This is a genomic window from Shewanella sp. GD04112 (assembly GCF_029835735.1).
In the GTDB taxonomy this organism is placed as follows: domain Bacteria; phylum Pseudomonadota; class Gammaproteobacteria; order Enterobacterales; family Shewanellaceae; genus Shewanella.
This window is the reverse complement of record NZ_JAOEAL010000001.1, coordinates 2,389,452-2,413,628: the sequence shown is the minus strand read 5'-3', so window position 1 is coordinate 2,413,628 and position 24,177 is coordinate 2,389,452. Positions and strand designations below refer to the sequence as shown.

Genomic DNA, 24,177 nt, shown 5'->3' with positions numbered 1-24,177 from the left:
GCGGCTCAAGATGGAGCAATTATTAGCTTGAACGTTCCGCTTGTTCTTCCCATGTCATACGTTTGCGATAAATGGTCGATGGACTGATATCCAGCAGTGCGGCCGCTTTAGGGACATTACCATCACACAGGGCTATCGCCCCTTCTATCGTTTGCTTCTCGGTTAACCAAAGCGGTTGGATCCGCTGTTGCTCAGCAGTATGTGTATGCGCCTCTTGCGTGGAATCTGCCGATAATTCGCGGCTCACCACTTGAACGGGTGTATCAATGTCCACTTTTGTCGTTTCGACCTGCATCTTAGTCTGCAGCTGAACTTTTGTTTGAGGCTGTGCTAGCGGCTTTAGCGGTGTGGGGAACATACTTGGCTCAACATGGCTTGCGTCATTGAGTACCACAATCTGACGGATCACGTTCTGTAGTTGCCTTACATTGCCTGGCCAATCATAGGCTTGCAACATGGCTGCAGCCTGAGGATTAAAGTCGATAAACTTTTTACCTTCTTCTTTGCTGTAGGTTTTTAATAATTGTTTGGCCAGCAAGAGCACATCATTCCCCCGTGCGCGCAGGGGCGGCAGTTCGATGGGAATAACATGCAGGCGATAAAACAAATCCTCACGGAAATGCCCAAGTTTGACTTCTTCCCAGGGCTCGCGATTGGTGGCACTGATAAAACGAATATCCACATGCTCTTCTTTAGAGCCGCCCACCCGTTGAAAGGTCCCTGTTTGGATAAACCGCAGTAACTTGCTCTGCAGTTCTAAATCCATTTCGCAGATTTCGTCGAGGAACAAGGTGCCGCCGTCGGCTCGAGTCGCGGCGCCATCCCGATTGTTATGGGCGCCGGTGAATGCCCCTTTGCAGTGGCCAAAAATTTCGCTTTCAATCAGTTCTTTCGGGATTGATGCGCAGTTTAAGGCGATAAAGGGTTTGTCGGCGCGATTACCGACTTGGTGAATGGCCTGGGCGCAGACTTCTTTACCCGTACCACTCTCCCCCATAATAAAAACCGATGCCTTACTGTTGGCGACACAATCAATGGTTTTGTACACGCTCTGCATCGCCAGCGAATCGCCGATAAACCCTTGGTAATGACCCTTTGGCAAGCTGTTTTCATACTGAGTCACAAGCTCGAGTAATTGCTTTTGTTTAAGGGCATTACGCACCGTTATTGATAGTCGCTTGGCATCGAAGGGTTTAACTAAAAAGTCGAACGCCCCTGAGCGCATCGCATCAATGGCAATATCGATGCTGCCGTGGGCGGTGATCATAATGGTGCTGATATGGGGATGACTCTGCTGCACTTGCTTAAGAATGTCGAGACCCGACATATCCGGCAGCTTAATATCGAGAATTAACAGATCAGGCTGCCAGTTCGACAATTCCTTTAGGGCATCCGCGCCGTAATGCACATGGGTTACGTTAATGTCCTCCGCGCGTAAATACTCCGTATAGAGCGCACCGAGTGACATACTGTCTTCAACCAATAATGCTGAATAATTCATAGCTATCCCTATTGAATAAATCGTTCCGTTAATAGGCTGTGAGTCTGTTTTCCAAGGACATAAATCTGTGCCATCAGCTCGGGAATGGCACCGAGCTGTTGCTGACGGGCACAGGCTTCTAATTTCTGAGCTAATAAGAACAGCGCCGTCGCCCCAAAACTGCCTGAACTGCTTTTTAGAGTGTGCGCTTGATCTTCAATCTCGTCCACTTGCGTCGAATCGAGTTCGCTTAACTGATTAAGCCGCTGCGCCAATTCATCACAGAAGATCGTCATCATGTTCGATAGACTCGCTTTACCTAAGGTTTGTTCAAGCTCCGCTAGGAGTGGTTCATCGAGTAAATTCGCTGAGTTTTCAGCGGGTTTATGTGAGCTTGGTAAGCTGACAACGGCATTGGGCAACCATTTTTGAATGGCATGCAGTAAGGTTTTTTGTTTGACGGGCTTAGCGATAAAGTCCTTCATCCCGACTCGATAGCAATGCTCTATCTCTTCTTTCATCACATTGGCCGACATCGCCAGAATAACTTGCTCAGGGTGATTTTGCAGGATGACTTCCGTGGCCTCGAGTCCATCCATCTCGGGCATACGTACATCCATCAAGACGAGATCGAAGGGCTTTTCGGCGACCAACTTAACCGCTTCAAGCCCGTTGCAGGCATAAGTGATATCAAACCCCGCCTTGGTGAGCATGGTTCCGGCAATAATTTGGTTCGCGGGACTGTCTTCGGCGAGGAGGATATGGCCTTGGAATTTCTCTTGGGCCACATACTCCTCTTCAAACTCATTCGCCAGCGCATCTTTACTCAAGAGTGCTAACTGCATGGCGCGGCTTAGGGGCTTATTGACGACTTGATCTAACCCTAACGTGGCGAGTGAATGGGTTATTTCGGTGCTCATTCCCGATACCAAGGCCACCATAGAACCATCGGCGGTTAAATGCGCTTGCCTTAATCGATTGACATCCTGTTCGTTTACATCCAAAAAGAAGCCTTCATCGAGCAAAATTAGGTTGAATTGACCTTTTATTTTTTTCGCCCGTTTGATTGATGGCCAGTCCATCACTTCAACCGTCTCTACCCCGTATTGCGAATATTGTTTCGAGACGAGCGATAGCCAAGTTGCATCATGGTGGGCGAGCAGAACCCGAGAATGGGCGGGGAAATAATGACTGTGGCAGAAATTTCCCTCAAGCAATTGCAAAGACACATAAAAAGTAAAGCGACTTCCCTGACCAAGCTCACTTTGCAGCTCGATCGTGCCGCCCATCATAGTGATAAGCTCGCTACAGATGGCCAAACCTAGGCCCGTACCCTTGTAGTTTGTGTTATGGGTATCGTGTACTTGGCTAAATTCTTTGAATAGTTTGCTTTGCGCCTCCGCAGAGATACCAATACCAGAGTCTGTGACACGGCAATAGAGTTGCACCTCGGTTTGGTGATTATCGGGGATCCACATTTCCACTGTGATGGTGCCGGATGCAGTAAACTTAATCGCATTATCGACGAGGTTATGCAGCACTTGGCGTAAGCGCTGCTGATCGCCAACCACGGTTCTTGGCACATTTCGATTCACAAAACTGACCAGCTCTAACCCCTTTTCGAAGGCTTTGGGCTCAAGAATTTGCAGCACTTGAGCAACCAGTTTATCTGGCTCAAACTCATGGGACTCGAGCACCATCTGCCCGGCTTCAATCTTCGAAAAGTCCAAGATATCGTTAATGGTATGCAGCAAAGCACTGCCCGCTTCCCGCGCGATATTGGCGTGAATGCGTTGATCTTTGCTTAAGGATGAGTCGAGCAACAATTCCACCCCGCCTAAAATTGCGTTCAGCGGTGAGCGGATCTCATGGCTCATGGTGGCTAAGAAACGCGACTTCACTTTACTGCCCTGCTCGGCTTGTTCTTTTGCCTGCTGTAGTTTTTGCTCGTTGGCTTTGCGCTCAGAAATATCCCGTAAAAATGCCGTAAACAGCACTTCATCCCCGAGTTGGATCGGTACCACCTCAAGCTCGATAGGGATTAGATTTCCAGCCTTGCAGCGCGCGAGTAATTCGACCCGCTTATTGAGCATTTTCCCTTCGCCAGTGCGGCGATAACGTTCAATGCCTCGCTTATGCCCCTGTTGTTTGTCTTCGGGGATAATTAAATCCTCCAATAAGGCGCCGACAGCTTCCTCGCGGCTATAACCAAACAGTCTGGTGGCCGCGAGGTTAAATTCAATGACTTTGCCCGACATATCGATGGTTATTAAGCAATCTTGGCTCGCCGCTAAGGTGGCAAGCAACACTGACTCGGTTTTCGCTGCGGCGATTTCTTTGCGTTTCGCTTCGGATAAGTCTTTGACTAAACCGATAAACATCGCCCGATTGTCGATGCTCATTTGCGACACGGATAAGGCGATAGGAAATAGCTGACCGTCCTTACGTTGCGCCGTTAACTCGCGGCTGGTGCCGATGATTTTGGCAACATGGGTTGTGAAGTACTGCTGAATGTAACCATCGTGCAATGGCCTTTGGTCGAACGGCATAAAAATCGATACATTCTGGCCAATCAGTTCATTATGGGCATAACCAAAGAGTCGACTGACGGCGGGGTTGATGTCGGTAATGATGCCGAATTCATTGATGATCACAAAGCCATCGACCGCCGACTCAAGAATGGTGTTGAGACGGATATTTGCCGCCTCTAATGCCTTGGTTCTGGCATCGACTTTATCGACCATATTGTTAAAGGCGCGGGTCATCTGGGCGATTTCATCCTTGCCTTTGACAGGCACCCTCACCCCAATCTCGCCCGCGAGAATGCGTTTAGAGGCGCTGGTTAGCTGAGTTAAGTTACGGGTGAGGTAATGCCCAAGCAGCAATGAAAACAAGGCCACCAGCAACATTTCAACCCCAGCGATTGAGAGGATCTGTTGTGTCACCGTATTAACCAGATTTTCAAGGCTCTGGGTCTCAAACCCCATGTTCACTTTGCCGAACAGATAGCCATTGACTTCAATGGGATATTCGAGATCGAAGATCCCATCTTTGACTTGATCCAGATGTTTATCCGCTTGATGCGAAACCTGAATGTATTTATCGGCGCCGCCATAGGCCAAAATGCGGCTCTGATCAGACACTGTTACATACAAGACTTCGCTGTGGCTTAACAGCTCTTGAATTAACGAATGTAATGTCGCCAGATCGTTACTGATCACCGCATCCTGCGCCGCCACAGAGAACAGTGTTAACGTGGTTTCGGCCCGTTTTTCAATTTGCGACTGATTAGACAACTTAAGGTAGTTAATGCTGGTATACACCAGCAAAAACAGTAATAAACCTTCGATTAAGGCGATCCCTAAAATTGTTTTCAGTCTAAACGACACACTATTTCTCCCCGAGCGGTTTGGTTAAGGAGCCGAGTTTGAGCGAGCGGACATCATCCCAATCCTGATCTTCTGCCGCGGTAAACGCTGAAAAGTCCACCGATTCTAATAAGGCTTTGCCCTGCGCTGTTGTCGAGAGTGCCATTAACCGCTCGAGTAGCATTTGACGCTGCGCCGCCGAGACTCGTGGATGCGTTGCAATAGCATGGGGCGTATAGGTCGGCGTTTGCCACAATACCGTTAATTGCTGTTTTTGCGCTTCACTAAGATTATTAAAGGTGCGCTGAACGCCGCCCCCCGCATCTACAAGCCCTTGCAGCACGGCTAAATATACTGAGTCATGGGAGCCTACATATTTTACCTGCACATTAAGATTGGCCTGTTGCAGATGTGCCCTTGGTAGCACACTGGCCGCAAATGCCGCGGGTGCCGGAAAAGCCAAGGTTTTTCCCTCTAATTGGGCTAACGATTTGATGGGAGAATCCTTGCGTACCACAAGCAAGCCTTTGAGCTTTTTATCCTTTTCACGCGCTAAGGCCAAATATCCCGGGCTGTCATGAAACACCACATAGTGGTAGGGATTCATATAGGCAATATCGTATTCCCCTGCCTTGAGCCGCCGCTCAAAGGTGGGAATGTCGGGTGCCGTTGCAAATTGCAATTGATAATTTGCATTTTCAGACAAGGCGGCGAGGATCGGCGGCCACAGCTTTGCGAGTTGAGTCGCCGACTGCTGGGGTACTACACCAAAAATCAGCGTCGGTTTTGGGGTATCAGGGGGATTGCTATCCTGCGCATAAGTCGGCGATACCCAAGCCATTACTAAGATTATCAGATAGATAAACTGCCATTTTATGGCATTGTTAGGCGCTGCCTTGACGCACAATCTAGAAAACTGAGCCATGCTAAATGTCCTTTTTTAATGATATGCATTCTACATATAGGGCATAAAACACTTTGCCCCTATGCTGCATCAGCAACCCCTGTGCCATAAAAAATACCATCAATAAAAACAATCATCTTGGAGAACATTTCGCCTGAGATAAACTCACTATGGATGAGGGTTTTGCATTTTGCAACAAGATGGCAAAAATCAGTCTTAAGCCTGCGCTTTTCGGCGATGCTTTGCAGTATCAACCTCAATTAGTTGGCTTTTTTTAAATGGGCATAGCTCTTGCTATTCGAAAATATTCCCTTTGCAGGAGTCAGACTATGCCGCTCTCTTCGCTCACATCGATTCAAGCCGTTACCTTGTCTGTGCTGGTCGTGGAAGACACAGATTGCGAGCGCTTTTATATCACTCACCTGCTAAGACAGTTTGGTTGGTTGGTCGAGAGTCGCAGTAACGGTAAGGCTGCGCTGGATTACTTGCAGCAGAATGAAGTGCATATTTTAGTCAGCGATTGGCGCATGCCTGAGATGAGCGGCATCGAGTTGTGCCAAATCGTTAAAAATAATCATCTGCCGCCCTTTGTGATCTTGCTGACGGCCAATAATCAGACAGCCGATATTGTGTTAGGTATTGAAGCGGGCGCCGATGACTTTATCTGTAAGCCTTTTCTACCAGAACTGTTAAAGGTTAGGATGTTAGCTGCAATGCGTATCGTGCAGCTGCAACATAACTTGAGCCGTAACATTCAACTGTTACAGCAAGGGCTTGCGAAAGAATCTGCCTTGCTCAGCACCATAAAACAGGATTTGTTTTCTGCCGCTAAGGTGCAGCGAGAATTACTGCCCCGCAGTAAAACCTTGCCAAGGGATTGGCAGTTACACCATGAGTTTCAGCCCGCGAGTTATCTTGCTGGCGATCTCTATCAATGTTTCGATCTTGGCGATGATCAACTCGGGTTTTATCTGATTGATGCCGCGGGTCATGGGGTCGCCGCCGCGCTGCAGAGTGTCAGCCTTGCCCAGCGTCTGTCGATGGAACGTACCGATTGGTGCGGATTATCGCCCCAAGAAATAGTGAATCAGGTTAATCGCGAGCTAAGCGACCCAGACAATACTGGCCGCTTTGTGACTCTGTTACTCGGCAAGATCAATACGCTGACGGGTGAACTAAGGCTGTGCAGCGCCGGCCATCCCGCGCCGTTACTGCTCACCGAGACTAGCTGCGAGCCCTTGCCCCTCGACACTGAGTTACCGCTTGGGATCCATGGCGCCGTGCAGTATCAAGATCAGCTAGTCACCCTCTTACCTGGCAGTCGCTTGTTGTTATTTTCCGATGGTACCTATGAGTGCCAACACCCCAAGTTCGGTTTTTTCGGCCAAGCGCGTTTGCAAACCCTGTGCTCGAAAGCCAACAGCTTGAGCGATGAAGCCTTGCTGCATCACTTGAGCCATGCCTTACAACTCTGGCAAGGCGGCACAACTCAAGATGATATTTCGATGATGTTAATTACCTACCCGTCAGCCAACTATGCCAATGCGGCTTTGGAGGCATTATGAACAGCTTGCAGTTTAACCTCACCCATGACCAATGGAGTCAACAGCCTTTTTGCTCCGAATTAGAGCAGTTTATGCTGATGCAAAATGTACATGAGCGCCAACGATTTAAAGTCATTACCTGCATACTCGAGGCGGTCAGTAATGTGATAAATCACACCGAAGATTCCCGTGAGCCCATCGTATTGATTGTCCACTGTAATCATGACCGGATTATCGTCGATTTACTGGACCGCTCGCCCGTGGTGCCTAAGGTTTCCTTCGACCAATGTCCTGACCAAATGAACGAGCATGGTAGAGGCTTATGGATCATGTATAACTGGATGGATGCGGTGCGGTTTCAGACCACAGTGCTCGGTTCACACTTAAGGTTAACCTTACTGCGTCATCACTAAAGATCATTTCCATCATACCTAGCGGCGGGAATTTCCACCGCTAGGTTTCGTTTCATGTTCGTAGCGCTTTCCAATTGCAAATTGCAATGCATTTTCAAACCTAGCTCTATCCTTAATACCTTTACCAAGTTAACTGATTGAATTTATTAATTATAAATATTGGCCTGATAAATGCCTATCTGTTACTGCGGTTTCAATATTAACTGGCAGCCAGAGGTGATTATCATGAAATTCTTCCCACTCGAAAAATACAACGCGAGCCTAGTGATATTTCCCACAGAGATGATGATGGCCAATACGCCCACCCACAGGGCCGCGCTATTACGCCATATGGAGCAGAACACTAACCGCCTAATCATCAATCTTGAACAAGTGAAATGCATCGACTCTAGCGGCTTGTCGGTATTGATCTCCGCTCTTAAACGGGCACAGCAGCATGATGGTGAAATATTGCTTTTGTCTCCTTCGGCCCATGTGCGCGCCCTGATTGAACTGACGCGCTTACACCAGATTTTCAGCATCTATGAAAATCAAGATGCAGCCATCGCGCACTTTAGTTGCCACTAGCGCATCGTACAGGGTTTAGCTAAGAGGGAGTGACATTATGGAAAGGTTAACACTCAGCCATTTGGGCCATATCGCAGGTAAATGCCATTTATCCTTACCACAAGTGACTATCAGCGCCGCTATCTGCTTGTTAACGGCTTGCGTCACTCCCCAGCGCACGACTCAGGACCAACTCTGTCAGCAACAGGCCGGAGAATATTGTCACTACTTCGGCCCGCAAACTTCGTATCTGCGTCAGGCGGACCAGCAGTTATTAACGGCGCAAGCTGAGAACGTCAGTCTTAATCCAAGTGAAGTTCAAAGCATTAGCGCCACATTGAGCGAAACAGCCGCCCTCGATGCACAGCTCTCCGTTGGTGATAAGTTGCGTGTAGGGATCCTTAATGGCGAGGATTTCAGTGCTGATGTGGAGATTGATGCCAACGGCCAAATCTATCTGCCCTATTTACCGCCGATTACTGCGCAGGGATTGACTCTCTCCGTCCTGAAACAACGTATCAGTCAAACCTTAGTGAATGAGCAATTAATGCAAGCCAGCAGCGTGCGGGTTAATATCAGTCCCATCGCCTGGGCGCCGGTTGAAGTCACTGTACTGGGTTCGGTATTTGAACCGGGGCAGCACTTTATCAACCAAAAGTCCGATACCGAGATTAAGGATGATGACAAGAGCCATAGCGGCGATCAGGCAAGCGATCGCACCATAGCCGCCGCCCTTCGCGCCTCCGGAGGGGTGAGACCCGACGCCGATATCCGTCAAGTGCGGGTGATCCGCGGTCAACAGCATTTTTTACTGGATTTATCCGGCGTGATCAGCGGTACCCAAGTGCCACGTTTTCTCTTGAGTGCCGGCGATCAAATCTTTGTCCCAAGTTCTCGGCATTTTGAGGACAAACTGGTGCGCCCCTCGCAAATCACCGCACCTGGGATCCGCGTGTTTATTTCTAACTTAACCCAACCAGCGAGCAGTAACTCGCAATCTGCGGTAGATACCGAAGCGACACGTTTTCCCTACGGCACACGTTTACTCACAGGCGCGATAGCGGCTAACTGTGTCGGCGGCGCCCAAAGCACCAACGCCAGTCGTCATGTGTTGCTAGTGACACGCAATCCGCTCTCGGATCAAACCGATATCGTCGAGCGCTCATTGGACAGCTTAATCCGTGATTCTTGGCAGCCACAAATGAACCCGGTATTGCTCCCTGGAGATGGTATCGCCTGCTATGACTCTGGCGTGACCAATGTGCGTGAGATTGCGCGCAGTCTAACCGACTTATTGGTGCCTGCAAGTTTACTCGGTTTGCTGTAGCTCGGAACAAGCGCTTGGGTGGCAGGTGATGCCACCCTTAGGATGATTCGCGAGGGAGAATTGATCATGAAAGCATCTCAGGAAGGCTACCCTCTACTGTGGTTAAAGCGCGCGCTGGTCAATGGCAGCAGCTTGCCCGCCCCCGCGCGCCGTAAGTTGTATCTAAAGACCGTGCTATCGGCATTAGCGGTAATTTGGCTGATAACCGGCCTTGTTATTGTTATCACCCCAACCCGCTATACCTGCAAATGGGTGCTGATTTTACCCGGCGCCGGCGCGGGGGCGGTCGTTAGTCTCGACAGTTTGGGCCAAGCCAGCAGTTCGAGCAGTTCCCCTTACCTGAGTTCAGCCATCGACCCGCGGGAAAACTATAAGGCCATCGCGCTAAGCGACAAGCTCTTAAGTGACGCAGCCGCCCAGTTAAATCTTAAGGCCTCAGCACTGGGCACGCCTAAATTAAAGCTCCCCAGTCAAACGGGATTAATGGAGTTTAGTATCAGTGCCAACAGCGCCGAGCTTGCCGAGCAAAAAGCCTGGGCACATTATCGCACGCTACAGGGCACACTCTCACACCTGAGAATCGATGAAATCCATATTCGCGAAAACGGCGTCAGAATGGGGCTTGAGAGCTTTGCCGATAAAGTGCATCAGAGTCAGGCGAATATTGTCGCCTTTCAATCTAAGACGGGGTTGGTCTCGCTGGATCAATTTAAGGAAGTGGCGGTCACCATTGAGCATTTACGCCAAAGCCAAGTCAATCTGACCGCTAAACTCAATGGCGGCCTTGCCAGTCAGCAACTGTTGGAAGCTGACTTATCCCTAACGGCGAGTCAGTCCACTGATTTGCTTAAGCTGAAAAACGATCAGCTATTCCAACAACTCTTAGTTAACTATACCGAGTCTACCGCGCTGCTTGTGGGCCTTAATGGTCACTTTGGTGAGCAACATCCCCAAGTGCTGACCGCCAAGACAGAGCAAAAAACCATGTTGGATGCGCTGCATAGTCGCTGCCAAAAATTGCTCACGCGCTGCGATCCAAAGTTGATGTTGATCCTGTCCGTCGACGATATCGATGGCCGCGCAGAGCTGATGCAAAAGCTGATAAACATCACTACCGAAAATGAAGGCTTAACCCATGAGCTGGCGTCCCTGAGCACCCAAATTGATGAATGGGAAATCCGGCTCAAGCACAGCAATGACGATGCGGCAAAGCTTGAGGATTTACACCGTGATCATCAACTTGCGACCGCGGTGTTTACCTCCGCCATTGCAAAAATTGATGTGGGCAAAGCCGACATCTTTTCCGCTTACCCGTTATTACAGCTGTTTGCAGCACCGACTCGCCCCGAAAAGCCTGACAAGCTGGGCTTAATTTTAACCTTAGTGGGTGGCATCGCCGCCTCAATGATGGTCATTGTCGGATTGAGCATACTATGGATACGCAAACCTATACTCCAGAAAATTCTGACGAACGACTAGTCTGGCTCGCCATTACGGGCACCTACTTCTTTTGGTTTTTAGGTGCCATGTATTTAGTTGCTCCAGTGATCGGTTGGATCTTAGTGCTGCGGATGCTCGGCAGACTGCTGTTTTACGCCGAAGGGTGCCGGATTTCGTTACCGATAATAAGTTGGATATTTGCCATGTTATTGATGCTACTGGCATTAGTAATAGGCCATCTGGTGGAGCATTTAGGCATAGCCCAACTGATTAAATCCTCCATAGGTTGGGCCAAGGGCTGGGCGCTACTGGCGGTATTTCCGCTGATTGGCGGCCTGCAAATTCGGCCACAGCTGATTTACCGCGCCTGCTGCGTGGTCGGCAAACATACCTTGATATTGTTTCCGCTGTTTGTACTCGCTTGGCTGCTGCACTTGCCGACAACCTTGTATGTCTCTCCCTTAAGCATTGTCGGTGGACCTGGGCCTGAGTTTTTCGCCGTTAGCTTGTATGAAATCGACCCTGGCAGCGGCATGCCGAGGTGGCGTCTCTTCACTCCTTGGGCTCCCGCCCTTGGCATGGTGGGTAACTTTTATTTTCTATTTGCCCTGCAGGAAACCAATAAGCGTTATCGCTTCTATGGCTTAGCTGGCAGTATCTTGATGGTGCTCATCTCCCAATCCAGACTCGCTATCCTCTGCTGCCTCGCCCTCGTCTGTTATTTCAACTTTATTCGCTACGCCAAATCCCCTTGGCTGTACTTATTGGTGAGTCCGGTTTTTCTATTGGCGGGTATTTTTGGCGAGTCGGTACTGTCTAGCATCGAAGCCAGTATTCACAGCGTCAAAGCCGCCAGAGCCGACTCGACTCGGGTGCGTGAGGCCCTCGGCCAAATCGCCCTCGAGCGCTGGGCGAATGAGGCGATTGTCTGGGGCCATGGCATTGTCGAGCGCGGCCCCCATATGGTGGAGTATATGCCGATTGGCTCGCACCATACTTGGTACGGTCTATTGTTTGTGAAGGGGATCGTTGGCGCCTTCGCGCTGGCAGTAGCCTTATTTGTCAGTGTGCTCAGTCTTCTGCCTAGTTTGATGCAATCCAGACTCTCGGCAGTCGGTATGGCGGTACTGATGATTTTGCTGCTTTACACCTTTGGCGAAAATTTAGAGATCCTCGCCTATCTCTTCTGGCCTGGGTTAATCGTGCTCGGTATTGCCCATAATCAGGCAAAACAAGCGGCGACCCTTCGCCAGCAGCGCTTATCACAAGCACTAGCGCAAAAACAGTAACAGGAATCATCAGAAGCCACTCAACCAAGTGCTGACTGAGAACCCTTCGCTAGTTTTTCCTTGTCCTTTCAATACACACGGCCGTTGCATCTTGATTTGCATTTTGCAATCGGCCGCAAATCAAACCGCCTCCCTAATATGCATTCACATTAAAAATAAGCTAACAATATGTTTTTAAATGGAAAAATAAAACACAAAAAGCTGGCATAGAAACTGAATAGTCAACATAGGCACTCTTAACTGATAGGTGTTGCGATGAGCAAGTGGGCATGGATACAAACCCTTAAGTACAACCAAGGTATTCGCCAATTGGGTAGCAGCATACTGTGGTTAGGCTCAGCCCAAGTCGGCGGGCGTATTGTGCGCCTTGGTTGCAGCATTATCTTAGCCCGTTTACTTACCCCCGAGGTCTTTGGCCAAGTCGCGATCATTCTGACCAGTTTTGAAATAGTCAGCATTTTTATTCGCAGGATCACCTCGGCATCACTGATCAAGATGGACGATAGCGCCTTTGCTTCTCATCTCGCCAGCGCCAATCTGATCAATATTTTTGTGTGTGTACTGTCTTTTGTTGCCTTGAGCTTACTCAGTGGCCTGTTAGCGATTTACTATCAAGACGCACAGATAGTGAAGCCTATGATACTCATGGCAACAAGCTATTTGCTCCTCCCCTTTGGCATGCTGCATGCCGCCGCCAACCTACGCCAAAATAAGATGCGTATCGTCGCCAAGGCCAACCTGTGGCAGACGGTGGCCGACAGTGTGCTCACCGCTATCTTAGCGTTATGCGGTATGGGGATCTGGGGGATTATTCTACCTAAAGTGCTGGTGGTGTTGATTTGGATAGCCGTGCATAGGCAGCATTCTGGTATCCATAATATTCACACTGCCCCACTCGCGCGTTCTTTCTGCCAGATAAACTTAACTCAATGTAAATCACTATTTCGCTTTGGTACTCAGGTGGCGCTTGGGGATCTTTGCCTCGCCCTGAGACAAAATATTGATTATTTATTAGTGGGTTACTTTTTAGGTGTTGAGGCGCTTGGGATCTATTTCTTCGCGGTCAATACCAGCCTTGGGATTAGCTTAGGGTTAATTCAAAGCTTTGGCACCGCCTTCTATTCACATCTTTGTCAGAGTGATGGTGAAGATCCGCTGCTTAAATACCGCCACGGTCTGCTGAGTATCATGCTAGTGACCTTGCCTATCATAGGCTTACAAAGCGCGCTCGCCCCTTGGTATTTACCGCTAGTGTATGGCCAACATTGGCTTGAAGCTGGCGCGCTGCCGGTCTTTATTCTGCTCTGTTTGAGTGGTTTAACGCGTCCCTTGGGTGAAGCCGCGAGTCAACTACTGATCTCCTGCGAGCTTAGTAAGCTGAACTTAGTCTCAAATGTCGGCTTTATTGGCCTATTGGCGTTGAGTATCAGCCTCGGCACCCTGTGGGGGCTGAAAGGCGTCGCCATGGGCATCTTCCTCTGTTACCTCATTTGTATGCCGTTATTTGCCTACTTTGTGATGAAACCCATAGCAGAAAAACTGCGTTTACCCACCTTATCCCCTTCATTAGGAGGTTCATTATGATCCCTACCGTCTCTGTGGTGATGCCGGTCTATAATGTGGAAGCTTTTGTCTCAAAAGCGATTTCCTCAGTATTAGCTCAAAGTTTTACGGATTTTGAGCTCATCATAGTCAATGACTGTGCCACCGATAATAGCCTCGCTCGCTGTAAACAATTTTGCGACAGCCGCATTCGTATCGTGCAGCATGCCGTGAATAAGGGCTTAGCCGCCGCACGTAATACCGGCATACGCCATGCGATTGGTCGCTATGTGGCCTTTATCGATTCGGACGACCTCTGGCATCCGGATAAGTTAAAGCTGCATGTGGATCATCTACAAAAATCGCCCAAGGTGGGGATCAGCTTCTCGCGTTCAAGCTTTATCGATTACCGGGGTAACCCGATCAACTTTTACCAGATGCCGCAGCTCACAGACATAGATGCTGGCCATTTGCTTTGCCGCAATCCGGTGGGCAATGGTTCAGCGCCGGTGATCCGCCGCGAGACCTTAAATGACATTCGCTTCCAAGCACTGAACCACAGCGAGCATTACACTTGTTACTTCGATGAACAATTTCGCCAATCGGAAGATATCGAGTGTTGGTTTCGCATCGTGGCGACAACCGAGTGGCAAATGGAGGGGATCCCCGAGCCATTAACTTACTACCGCTTAAACCACGGCGGCTTATCGGCGAATTTAGTGAAACAGTTGGCATCTTGGGAGCAAATGGTCACTAAGGCACGCCGTTATGCCCCTAAGATCCTGTTAAAGCATGAAAATGCTGCCAGAGCCTATCAGCTTCGCTACTTAGCCAGGCAAGCCATTCGCCTAGGCGATGGTCGTATGGCGAAAAACTTAGTCAATCAAGCGCTGCTGACTTCACCACAGATCTTATTCAAGGAAACCAATCGCACCCTTACCACGCTGATTGCGGCCTATTTGCAATGGTTAATGCCCCGAGGTTTATACCAAATGTGCGAAACCCTTGGGCAAAAGTACCTAGGTTATCGCCAACGTTTGCAAATCAAACGTGATGGTGTGACGGCAAGCTTACTCACCACCCAATTAAAATAAGTCAAATCGACGCGACAGCAAACGTTGCATATTCATCGTACAGATTCAAGGCGGCTCAGTGAGCCGCCTTGCTTTTGTCGTAGGTTAGTCTCTAATGCATTGCGCTCGTTTCACCACTGTGTTTCACATTATTTGTGAGCGTTAGTGATGATGAGGACAATAACAGCGCCTGAGATAATTCCCCCTAGCTGATACTTCCATCTCAAAAGGATTTGCAGCTTGCAAAGCAAACTGCAAAAAACCACTTAGTCCATAAAGCATTAACCTCTTAGTGATTGTTTTTAAATGATTTATCAATCTGGCCTGCATTATGCTTTGTGACTCTTGCCAAGCGCAGCTATAAGCGGTTATCGAGCGTCCCGCTTAGCATCAAGCAAATTGCATGGAGGTCATGATGAATACTCAGAACTCGACTCAAGTACGCTGGTCTATTCGATTATTCGATAGCGCCATTGCGATGCTGGCCTTATTGCTCTGCTCACCTTTTATTCTTGTGGTTTACCTTTACCGCAAGTCACAGGGACAAAGTGTATTCGAACGTGTGTATGTGCATGGTGGCCGTAATCAAATTGGTCTGTGGCAATTTGCCTACCAAGGCGCAGGATATCGTCTCCCCCAACTGTTTAATTTACTCAAAGGAGATATCGGCCTATTAGGTGTTGAAGCCCAATTTGCCTTCACGCCTTTAGTCGATTTACCTCAAGTTAATCGTATTGATCGAGTGGGTATATTTTCCATCAGTGCTATGCAGCGCCGAATGGGGATTGACTTTGAATCCAGTGAGAAAAGCTTAAACATCGCCTATTCGAGCTTAAGCCGTTACTTCTTTGCGCTGCTAAGCGCTATTTTGAATAGCCTTTTGACCTCTGCTTCACGCTCCCACACTAACCAAGTCACGATTTTTGGCGTGACCATGCGTAACCTCAGCATGACAGGCATGCTCGACATGCTAGTACAACAAGCACAGCACCCAAAACACCACTTAACCCCATTTTCCTTTGTGAATGCCGACTGTTTAAACAAAGCCTATTGCGATCCCCAGTACCATCAGATTTTGAATCAATGTGAAGCCGTTTTTGCCGATGGCATAGGGGTACGTATGGCTTGCCGCTGGCAAGGCGTGGATCTCAAGGGCAATTTAAATGGCACAGATATGTTGCCACTCTTATGTGAGCGCCTGATTGCAGCCAATCTGTCTCTCTATCTGCTGGGCGGCGCGCCAGAAGTCGCCCACCAAGCCGCCGAACAGCTTCAGTGTCGTTTCCCACAATTAAAAATTGCAGGCACCCACCATGGTTATTTCCATGAGGCAGATACCAAGCAAGTGATTAAAAAGATTAATCAATCTGGCGCTGCCGTGCTGTTGGTGGCCATGGGCGCCCCTAAACAAGAGCTATGGTTGAATCAATATCAAGCAAAACTTACTCCTGCGGTCGGTATTGGTGTGGGCGGACTGTTCGACTTTTACTCCAATCGTATTAGCCGCGCGCCACTTTGGTTAAGGCAAATTGGCATGGAGTGGATCTGGCGCTTAATGCAAGAGCCCAAGAGAATGTGGCGCCGCTACATTATCGGTAATCCCCTGTTTTTATATCGGGTATTCAAAGAACTGCGTGCTAACGCCAGCCTTAATGCAAAAACTCAAGCTGACGTACAACAAACACCCGCTACGCCCCAGTTTCCTAACTTAAGTGACTCAGGCTCACTGAAACGCTGCAAACGCATCCGCTTGCATCTGCTATTGAACCGCATCGTTAAACGTTGCCTCGATATCTTAGTCGCGGCCATCGCCATACTGTTACTATCGCCTCTACTGTTGATCGTTGCACTGCTTATTCGATTGGAATCCCCAGGCGCCGTGCTGTTTTGCCAGCAGCGCGTCGGCAAGTGGAATCAACCTTTTACCATGTGGAAATTCCGCTCCATGTATCAGGACGCCGAAACGCGACTGGCCAGCTTACAACAGGCGAACGAAATGCAAGGCGGCGTCCTATTTAAGATGAAACAGGACCCCAGGATCACCCGTGTCGGTCAATTTATCCGTAAAACCTCCATCGATGAGCTGCCACAGCTATGGAATGTACTCAAGGGCGAGATGTCACTGGTTGGCCCGCGCCCCGCGCTACCACGAGAAGTCGCGCAATACAGTCCAAGCGATCGCCGCCGCTTAGAAGTTAAACCCGGCATAACCTGCATCTGGCAAGTATCGGGTCGCTCCGACATTCCCTTCGACCGTCAGGTTGAGTTGGATGTGGATTATATCTACCAACAATCCTTAATAGCGGATCTGTCCTTGCTTATCAAGACCATACCCGCCGTGATTTTCAGCCGTGGTGCCTACTAAGGGGGTTACTATGCAAGCCATTATTTTCGCCAATCGCCATGGACACGAACTGACACCGCTGGATAAACAATACTGCCCAGCATTACTCCCCATGGGAAACCGTGCCCTGATTGAATACACCCTAGAAGATGTCGCCAATGCCGGGATTGTTGAGGTAAAACTGATTATCTCAAGCCATGCCAAAGAACTCGAAGCGCATCTTGGCGATGGTAGCCGTTGGGGATTAAAGATTGATTACTTCCTCAGCAGAGAACAAGAGTCTGTCAACTGCGTGATGTCACGACTAAAACTCGATTTCGAACAAGATTATCTCGTTGTAAGGGGCGATATGCTGCGCTCCCCCTGCATTAAACGCTTTATCGATTACAGCCTAAAGCGACCTTTACACTTAGTGTTACCCATAATGGCCGACTGCAATCCTGGTATGCTGCTATTGCCTAGCGCCTGTAACCATCTGTATCTCCTCGATTGGCCCTTAGAACGAGATCCAACGGTCACTAATGCCATGATGGAACCGCTACCTGGGCAGTGCGCCATGTTGGACTCCTTCGAATCCTATCTTAATGCCAATTTAGCCATAGGCGATGGCAGCTTTACTGGACTATCTCCTTCTGGTCGCCCCACTCCCAGTGGCCGACATGCCAAGTTTTTTCACCTAGGGGCTAAGGCGCAAACGGGCAAATTGGACCAACATGCCGCCTGGGGCGCGATTGGAGAGCAAACCTGGATAGCCCCCGATGTGGATATGCACGATCAACTGATCATTGGCGATCAATGTGTTATCGAGAAAAACTGCCGTTTGAGTAACAGCGTGATCCTGACGAACAGCTTTGTCGGTGAAGGACTGAATGTCGATAACTGTATTATCAGTAAAAATCTGCTGATCAATGTCGGATTTAACACTGCCATCGAAGTTGATGACCCTAGGCTTATCGCCTCAACCGAGCAGAATTTACACGCCCATGTACCTTGCTCGAGTCGGCTTATGGCTTTGATATTGCTTGGCTTAACTTTACCCTTCTGGCCATTACTCTGGCTGTGGAGCTTATGCCATTCATCAACTCTAGGCCAGTCTAGACCAGCAGTGAGTATTGCGTATCAGCCCATTAAGCTGTTGCGCGTTAATTTGCCGCCATCAGGCATGGGATTATCGCTGCTACCACAGCTTTATCAAGTATGTTTGGGGCGATTATTCCTGCTAGGCAGTCAATCCCCTGAGATGCATTCAGCATCCGAGCTTAGCGAAGCTACGCCACTATATGGCGTTTACGGTCCGCTGCAACTGCTTGGCGCCGAACTGCCAGAGGAAGAACAAGGGCTGATTGAGCAGGAGTTTCTTAGCAAGCCTAAGGCATCGCAATGTTATCAAGTGATCAAACTGTGCTTTCAATTAGTTTCAAAATCAGTGGCTTCAACACGCTCTGCCACGCCCAAACAGCCCAGCACAAATCAACTTAGTGCAAGCCAGCCAGATATCGCCAATGAATGGGGGAACGGACAATGAAAACCATCATCACTTATGGCACCTACGACTTATTCCACTATGGTCATGTGAGATTGTTTCAGCGCTTAAAAGCCATGGGCGATAAGCTGATCGTCGGCGTATCGACCGATGAGTTTAATGCGCTTAAGGGCAAAGCAGCCTTTTTCAACTATCAACAGCGCGCCGAAATGGTGGCCGCCTGTAAGTACGTCGATTTAGTGATCCCCGAGACACACTGGCAGCAAAAACCTCAGGATATTGTGGCGTTAGATATCGACATCTTCGGCATGGGCGACGACTGGCAAGGCAAATTTGATTACCTCGGCACCCTTTGTCAGGTGATTTACTTAGGCCGAACCGAAGCGATTTCAACCACGGAAATCAAAACCAATCTGGCTATGCCACACACTAAGGTGGCGCTAGCGATTCCCCAATTGATTAAGTAAGGCCGAGATTGAAGGAAATCATCGAAATCAAAGGGTAAGTGAGGGATATCATGGGCACAAATCTAGCATTAGCCTTACTGAAGAAATGCATTTTCACCCTCTCTTGGTTAGTACCAAGAAACGCTAACAAGGCGGTATTAGGTTGCTACAAGAACCGTTTTGCCGACAATAGCAAATACCTGTTTTTGCATTGGCAGCAGACGCACTTTATGCAAACCATTTGGATAAGCGGCGATAAAGCCCTAATCCATACTCTCAAACAACAAGGTTATACCGCCCATTCACGTTGGAGCCTGCTGGGCATTTACCATGCGCTCACGGCCAAATACTATGTATACAACAGTTATATTGGCGATATTAATCAGTGGTTTGCAGCGGGTGCGGTTCGCATTAACCTCTGGCATGGTTCGCCGCTTAAAAAAATCGAGTTCGATATCACCACAGGCCCGTTAGCCACCAAGTATCAAACCCAGTCCCTTTGGCAAGCTGGACTCAAGGCGCTGCGTTATCATCAGGAATATGTCCGTCCTAGTTTGATGCTAAGCCCTAGCCCACTGGTCGGTCAGTGCTTCAAAGCTGCCTTTCGGTTAGAAGAGGATTCGCTGCTGGCCAGTACTAATCCGCGCACCGATTACTATCTGCGTTACCCGGAGCAGCGCCAAACGCTACCCTTAAAGGCGGATGCGACGGCCTATCGCCGAGTCATTCTCTATGCGCCTTCTTGGCGGGATGCTTTATGGCAAAACAGTCAACATTTATCTTCACATTCGACCCCACATTTAACGAGAGGTAATAGCGATTCACCCTACCAAGCGGCTTTTGATTGGCAAACCTTGTCCCAACATTTAGTCGATACTGATTCCTTGTTGCTGTTACGTCTGCATCCCAATGAGCGTCAATACGCAGCGCAATTTTGTGCCTATCCCAATGTGCTCGATATCAGCGAATGGGATGATGTTTACGGGATTTTGCATCGTGTCGACCTGCTGATCACCGATTATTCGTCGTTATTTATCGATGTACTGCCACTTGAGATCCCTGTCATCTTCTACCGTTTTGACCATGAGCAGTATCTCAATCAGAGCCGCGATTGCCACGATATAGGTCAAGATCCGCTCAGTATTGGCCAGGTCGCCTATCAATTCAATGACTTATTGGCATTACTGCAGGAAATGAATCACCTTAACGCCAAACCGCAGCCGAATGAGGCTTACAAACAATTACAGCGATTATATTGGTCGCAGCACGCTAGTGGTTTATCAGCGGATAACTTAGCGACAGATGCTATATCTGTGGATGAAAGGCATGATGACAGTTTTGCACGTTTAGAGCGGCACCTGCGCCAAGGGCAAACTCAGTCGTTTAAGTTTGCCTTTGGCACTGATATCAAGCCTCGGATATGAAAGTTAGATATAAAGGTTCTGATATAAAAGCTCTGATATAAATAAATCAGCCATCGGACCTTGGTTTAAAGCCATTTACAAGAAGGTGTCTTTAAACCAATCCCAGATCCCGAGTGAGGTTTCGGGTAATAAATCGATACCGAGCGCCGATTTAAGCAGATATAACAGCAAGAGACCGAACAAGGTACACAGCAAGATAAAGGCAATAAAGAACAGGCTAAACATCATCAAGGACAAGCGTTTTTCTCGGCGTGTATAAGCGCGTCGGTTTTTACCTAAAAGAAATACATAATAAAAGCGCCATTTAATAAAAGGCAGCGCGAACGTACCTCTGTTATCAATAAAGTGTTTACCCCAAGTTCTGTCCCCCAAGGCAACACGTATCCCCATTAATTGTTCTTTTGTATAACTGTCGGCAATCTGTGGCGGTAATTTGGCCAATAACTTGAGAATGGTCGGCTCCTGTTTAATCTTATCTAACGTTTCTTGATCCCATGGCTCAAATTCATTCATGCCCTATTTCAACCCGATATTTATTATTTCTGAACAGATTATAGTCAACAAATTAAGCCATTTAGAGATATTACCATCAATCATTCGGTGGATATTCCCGCGCTATTCAGCTCAGGTTAACCGCGGCGCGGGTATCATAGCGCCAGAAATTCACGCATCGCTTAAGTTTTAAAAGCTATTATTTTCATGACGTTGTAGGAAAATCCGATCTTTTTTGAAAAAATTTTCAAAAAGATTAACCCTTTTTTGCTATTACTACGTTTACAAAGATAAGAATACAGCAAATGATGGTACAACCAACTGTGCTATGCCTTATCAACATCACTAGGAGACTATTATGAAATTGACTCACTTATTTAACACTGCGGCACTTCCCCTTGCCTTTGCATTATTATCTTTTAATGCCGCAGCAGTGAGCCCACCACATCCAACAGGATTAAATGCACCTATGATCAGTGTCGCGAGTTTCAACCATAAAAATTATGCCGAGCAAGAAGCCACAAAAATGTTTCCTGCACCTGAGGCGGGTATGGTGCAACATATTTTGACCTTACCCAAACTTGAGAATGAAGACGACTACATGGTTGAAATCCAAATTGGCCAAACCCAATTAGTCGACTGTAATAAGCATGGTCTGAACGGCGAGTTAAAAGAACTCTCGGTTAAGGGCTGGGGTTATAGCTATTATCAAGTATCAGAAGTCTCTGAAGGCCCAAGCACTATGATGGCCTGTTTGGACATGGCGAAAAAAGAAGCTTTTGTCCGCATTCCAGGTGAACTTAAAATGCGTTACGACAGCCGTTTGCCTAAGGTATTTTATCTGCCAGAAGGCACTGAGCTGCGCTTTAGAACCTGGAAAGTCGATTCAACGTATCACTACGCTAAATAAACTCGCATCAATATAAGTTGTTTATTTAATTGTATAACTACGGTGATATAAAGGGCATATCTCACTAGATATGCCCTTTTTTATCAGCAAGCTTCGTCGGCTAACTGCACTAATTGGACGCTAATTTAGCTTTAATCTCGGCATATCTAAGGTGTTCGCAGCGTCCAAAACCCGATAATTTCCGCACTTGTAGGCGAGTAAACAGCGGTAATGTCATGCCGGCCAAAAACCGGCATTGGGTATCTAGGGATAATGAAGCAAAACCTTTCGACTCCGCCGCTCGCTCTAGTTCATGCAAATCGGCCTTAAGCTGCGCATCATCAGGCCACTTTGGCACTTCGGAATACGCCAATTTAGCCATTTGGCCACGGCATACACTGCAATGACCACAGGATTGAGGCGCGGCATTATCATCAAAATAGCGGGCCAAATTGTAATTTAAGCAAGTCGTTAGCTCAAAAAATCGCACTAACTGGGCAATACGGGCGACTTCTTTCGTCTCTTTGTCGGTAAAGTATTGATGGAGTTCGTCGGCTAAATGCCCCTGCGCTAACACCTCAGTATTCACTTGATAGACATCCGTCACTCGCTTAGCTTCCAATTCGATAAGCTGTTGACTGGCAAGATATTCTAACGCCGCTAATACTCGAGTACGTTCCGCACCTGTGGCTTGGTAGAGCGCGGAAAAATCTAAACTGCCCCATACTCGTTTCATCTGAGTATGGGTAAAGATGTCATTTAAAAATGCCTGACGCTCGGGGGAAAACTGGCTCAAGATCTGCGCCTGTGGCTCAATAAAACGGTAACTGATATCGGCGTAATAAGCATAAAGCGGCTTAATCACGCCCATCATTTCAAGCTGAACTAGCAAGGTTTTAAGGGGAAGCTGCCTGATATTACTCACATTTGATAGCTGATGAAGTTGCAGCTCCCAACGTCCGTTATGGGTTTCTTCGCGAATGTTATCAATCACAGCAGTAATACTGGCCAGTTCCGGCGTATCGCCGTAAACAAAATTTTCGACCGTGTTTATGCCATCTAAATTCGCCAAAGTCACGCAATGTGAGAGCTGGCCATCCCTTCCTGCACGGCCAATTTCTTGGCAATAATTCTCTATGGATTTAGGCAGATCGTAGTGAACCACAAAGCGAATATTGCTTTTGTCTATGCCCATACCAAAGGCGATAGTCGCAACCACGATGCGGATCTTACCTTGCATAAAATCCTGCTGAATTTGCTGCCGTTTTTCATCCTCAAACCCCGCATGATAGGCACTCGCATCAAAGCCCATTTGACAAAGTTTCGCCGCAACATCCTCCGCAGTATGTTGCAATGTCACATACACAATCCCCGCGCCAGTAAAGTGATTAAGCTGCTGTTGCAGTGCCATCAGTTTGTGTTGGCTTGCTACAGGCAAGACGGTCAAGTCGAGGTTTGAACGATAAAAACCTGTTTGAACAATATGTTGTGGCTTGATATCGAAACGCGCCGCCATATCCAGTTTCACTTTACGTGTCGCGGTCGCCGTGAGTAACAGTACCAATGGAATCGCTAATTCACGGCGATAATCGGGAAGCTTTAAATAGTCGGGGCGAAAATTATGTCCCCATTCCGAGATGCAGTGCGCTTCATCGACAACCAGCATAGAGATAGGAATTGATTGAATAAATTGCCTAAAGCGCTCATTTTTGAAACGTTCAACCGACACCATCAAGAGTTTTAATTCGCCAGAGCGAGCATCACGCATGACCTGTTGGGTTAATTCAGGCGTTAAGGTTGAGTCGATACTTGCCGCTTTAATGCCCTTCTCATGCAAGAAACTCAGTTGATCTTTGATCAACGCCAATAAGGGTGACACCACTAAGGTTAGATGGGGAAGTTGCAGAGCAGTAAATTGGTAACAGAGTGATTTTCCTGAGCCGGTGGGGAAAATAGCAAGACTCGAATGGCCCGACAACAACTGCGAGACAACCTCATGCTGCCCTTGCCTGAACCCATCAAAACCAAACTGTTGCTGTAGTAAGGAAGCATAATCCGTGGCGTTCGCTGACGGCGTAATTGAATAAGACATAAACAAATCCTTATGCCACCAAAAGTGTGGAGGCGGTGGCGACCACGCAAACAGATGAATGTTCTAGTGAATGCGAGTAAG

At 48.2% G+C, this 24,177-nt stretch carries 18 protein-coding genes; 13 read left to right on the top strand and 5 right to left on the bottom strand.

What is annotated here, in order from left to right; genetic code table 11:
* Positions 1 to 22: 22 nt before the first annotated feature.
* The 3 genes from N7386_RS10695 to N7386_RS10685 are packed head-to-tail and all read right to left on the bottom strand — an operon-like array spanning position 23 to position 5,773.
* Positions 23 to 1,501 (bottom strand): sigma-54 dependent transcriptional regulator, encoded by a 1,479-nt coding sequence (locus tag N7386_RS10695; RefSeq protein ID WP_279768452.1) that lies wholly within the window; start codon positions 1,499 to 1,501, stop codon positions 23 to 25.
* Positions 1,502 to 1,509: 8 nt separating this feature from the next.
* A complete protein-coding gene (locus N7386_RS10690; RefSeq protein WP_279768450.1) occupies positions 1,510 to 4,869 on the bottom strand; it encodes a PAS domain S-box protein in 3,360 nt (1,119 codons plus the stop codon).
* Between the two features lies 1 nt (position 4,870).
* Positions 4,871 to 5,773 carry a phosphate/phosphite/phosphonate ABC transporter substrate-binding protein gene (locus N7386_RS10685; RefSeq protein WP_011717004.1) on the bottom strand — a complete coding sequence of 301 codons (903 nt, stop codon included), beginning with the start codon at positions 5,771 to 5,773 and terminating at the stop codon, positions 4,871 to 4,873.
* 308 nt (positions 5,774 to 6,081) lie between these two features.
* Between N7386_RS10685 and N7386_RS10680 the strand changes: the two genes are divergently transcribed.
* The 12 genes from N7386_RS10680 to N7386_RS10625 all read left to right on the top strand — a co-directional run bounded on the left by N7386_RS10680 (position 6,082) and on the right by N7386_RS10625 (position 20,623).
* Positions 6,082 to 7,317: a SpoIIE family protein phosphatase gene (locus N7386_RS10680; protein ID WP_011717003.1), complete on the top strand. Its 1,236-nt coding sequence runs from the start codon at positions 6,082 to 6,084 to the stop codon at positions 7,315 to 7,317.
* A complete protein-coding gene (locus N7386_RS10675) occupies positions 7,314 to 7,709 on the top strand; it encodes an ATP-binding protein (protein WP_011717002.1) in 396 nt (131 codons plus the stop codon). The genes N7386_RS10680 and N7386_RS10675 overlap by 4 nt, the downstream gene beginning before the upstream one ends.
* A 225-nt stretch (positions 7,710 to 7,934) precedes the next feature.
* A complete protein-coding gene (locus N7386_RS10670) occupies positions 7,935 to 8,276 on the top strand; it encodes an STAS domain-containing protein (protein WP_041413020.1) in 342 nt (113 codons plus the stop codon).
* A gap of 37 nt (positions 8,277 to 8,313) precedes the next feature.
* Entirely contained in the window at positions 8,314 to 9,582 is a 1,269-nt protein-coding gene (locus N7386_RS10665) for a polysaccharide biosynthesis/export family protein (protein WP_011717000.1), read from the top strand.
* 66 nt (positions 9,583 to 9,648) lie between these two features.
* Positions 9,649 to 11,061, top strand: a complete 1,413-nt coding sequence (locus tag N7386_RS10660; protein ID WP_011716999.1) for a hypothetical protein — start codon at positions 9,649 to 9,651, stop codon at positions 11,059 to 11,061.
* Positions 11,016 to 12,311 (top strand): O-antigen ligase family protein, encoded by a 1,296-nt coding sequence (locus N7386_RS10655; protein ID WP_011716998.1) that lies wholly within the window; start codon positions 11,016 to 11,018, stop codon positions 12,309 to 12,311. The genes N7386_RS10660 and N7386_RS10655 overlap by 46 nt, the downstream gene beginning before the upstream one ends.
* A 255-nt stretch (positions 12,312 to 12,566) precedes the next feature.
* Positions 12,567 to 13,895, top strand: coding sequence for an oligosaccharide flippase family protein (locus N7386_RS10650; protein WP_011716997.1), 1,329 nt, complete (start codon positions 12,567 to 12,569; stop codon positions 13,893 to 13,895).
* Positions 13,892 to 14,947: a glycosyltransferase family 2 protein gene (locus N7386_RS10645; RefSeq protein ID WP_011716996.1), complete on the top strand. Its 1,056-nt coding sequence runs from the start codon at positions 13,892 to 13,894 to the stop codon at positions 14,945 to 14,947. The genes N7386_RS10650 and N7386_RS10645 overlap by 4 nt, the downstream gene beginning before the upstream one ends.
* 394 nt (positions 14,948 to 15,341) lie before the next feature.
* Entirely contained in the window at positions 15,342 to 17,291 is a 1,950-nt protein-coding gene (locus N7386_RS10640; RefSeq protein WP_279768441.1) for an exopolysaccharide biosynthesis polyprenyl glycosylphosphotransferase, read from the top strand.
* Positions 17,292 to 17,301: 10 nt separating this feature from the next.
* Entirely contained in the window at positions 17,302 to 18,795 is a 1,494-nt protein-coding gene (locus N7386_RS10635) for an NDP-sugar synthase (RefSeq protein ID WP_011716994.1), read from the top strand.
* Positions 18,792 to 19,220 carry a glycerol-3-phosphate cytidylyltransferase gene (gene tagD, locus N7386_RS10630; RefSeq protein WP_011716993.1) on the top strand — a complete coding sequence of 143 codons (429 nt, stop codon included), beginning with the start codon at positions 18,792 to 18,794 and terminating at the stop codon, positions 19,218 to 19,220. Before N7386_RS10635 ends, tagD begins: the two co-directional genes overlap by 4 nt.
* A gap of 50 nt (positions 19,221 to 19,270) precedes the next feature.
* Complete coding sequence (locus tag N7386_RS10625) at positions 19,271 to 20,623, top strand: CDP-glycerol glycerophosphotransferase family protein (protein WP_279768438.1); 1,353 nt, start codon at positions 19,271 to 19,273, stop codon at positions 20,621 to 20,623.
* A 75-nt stretch (positions 20,624 to 20,698) separates the two neighbouring features.
* On the opposite strand, the gene N7386_RS10620 is transcribed toward N7386_RS10625, so the two are convergent.
* On the bottom strand, positions 20,699 to 21,136 hold the full coding sequence (locus tag N7386_RS10620; RefSeq protein ID WP_279768435.1) for a hypothetical protein: 438 nt from the start codon (positions 21,134 to 21,136) through the stop codon (positions 20,699 to 20,701).
* Between the two features lie 337 nt (positions 21,137 to 21,473).
* Between N7386_RS10620 and eco the strand changes: the two genes are divergently transcribed.
* Positions 21,474 to 22,025: a serine protease inhibitor ecotin gene (gene eco, locus N7386_RS10615; protein ID WP_220055501.1), complete on the top strand. Its 552-nt coding sequence runs from the start codon at positions 21,474 to 21,476 to the stop codon at positions 22,023 to 22,025.
* A 109-nt stretch (positions 22,026 to 22,134) separates the two neighbouring features.
* On the opposite strand, the gene N7386_RS10610 is transcribed toward eco, so the two are convergent.
* Positions 22,135 to 24,096 carry a RecQ family ATP-dependent DNA helicase gene (locus N7386_RS10610; RefSeq protein WP_279768433.1) on the bottom strand — a complete coding sequence of 654 codons (1,962 nt, stop codon included), beginning with the start codon at positions 24,094 to 24,096 and terminating at the stop codon, positions 22,135 to 22,137.
* Positions 24,097 to 24,177: the final 81 nt, after the last annotated feature.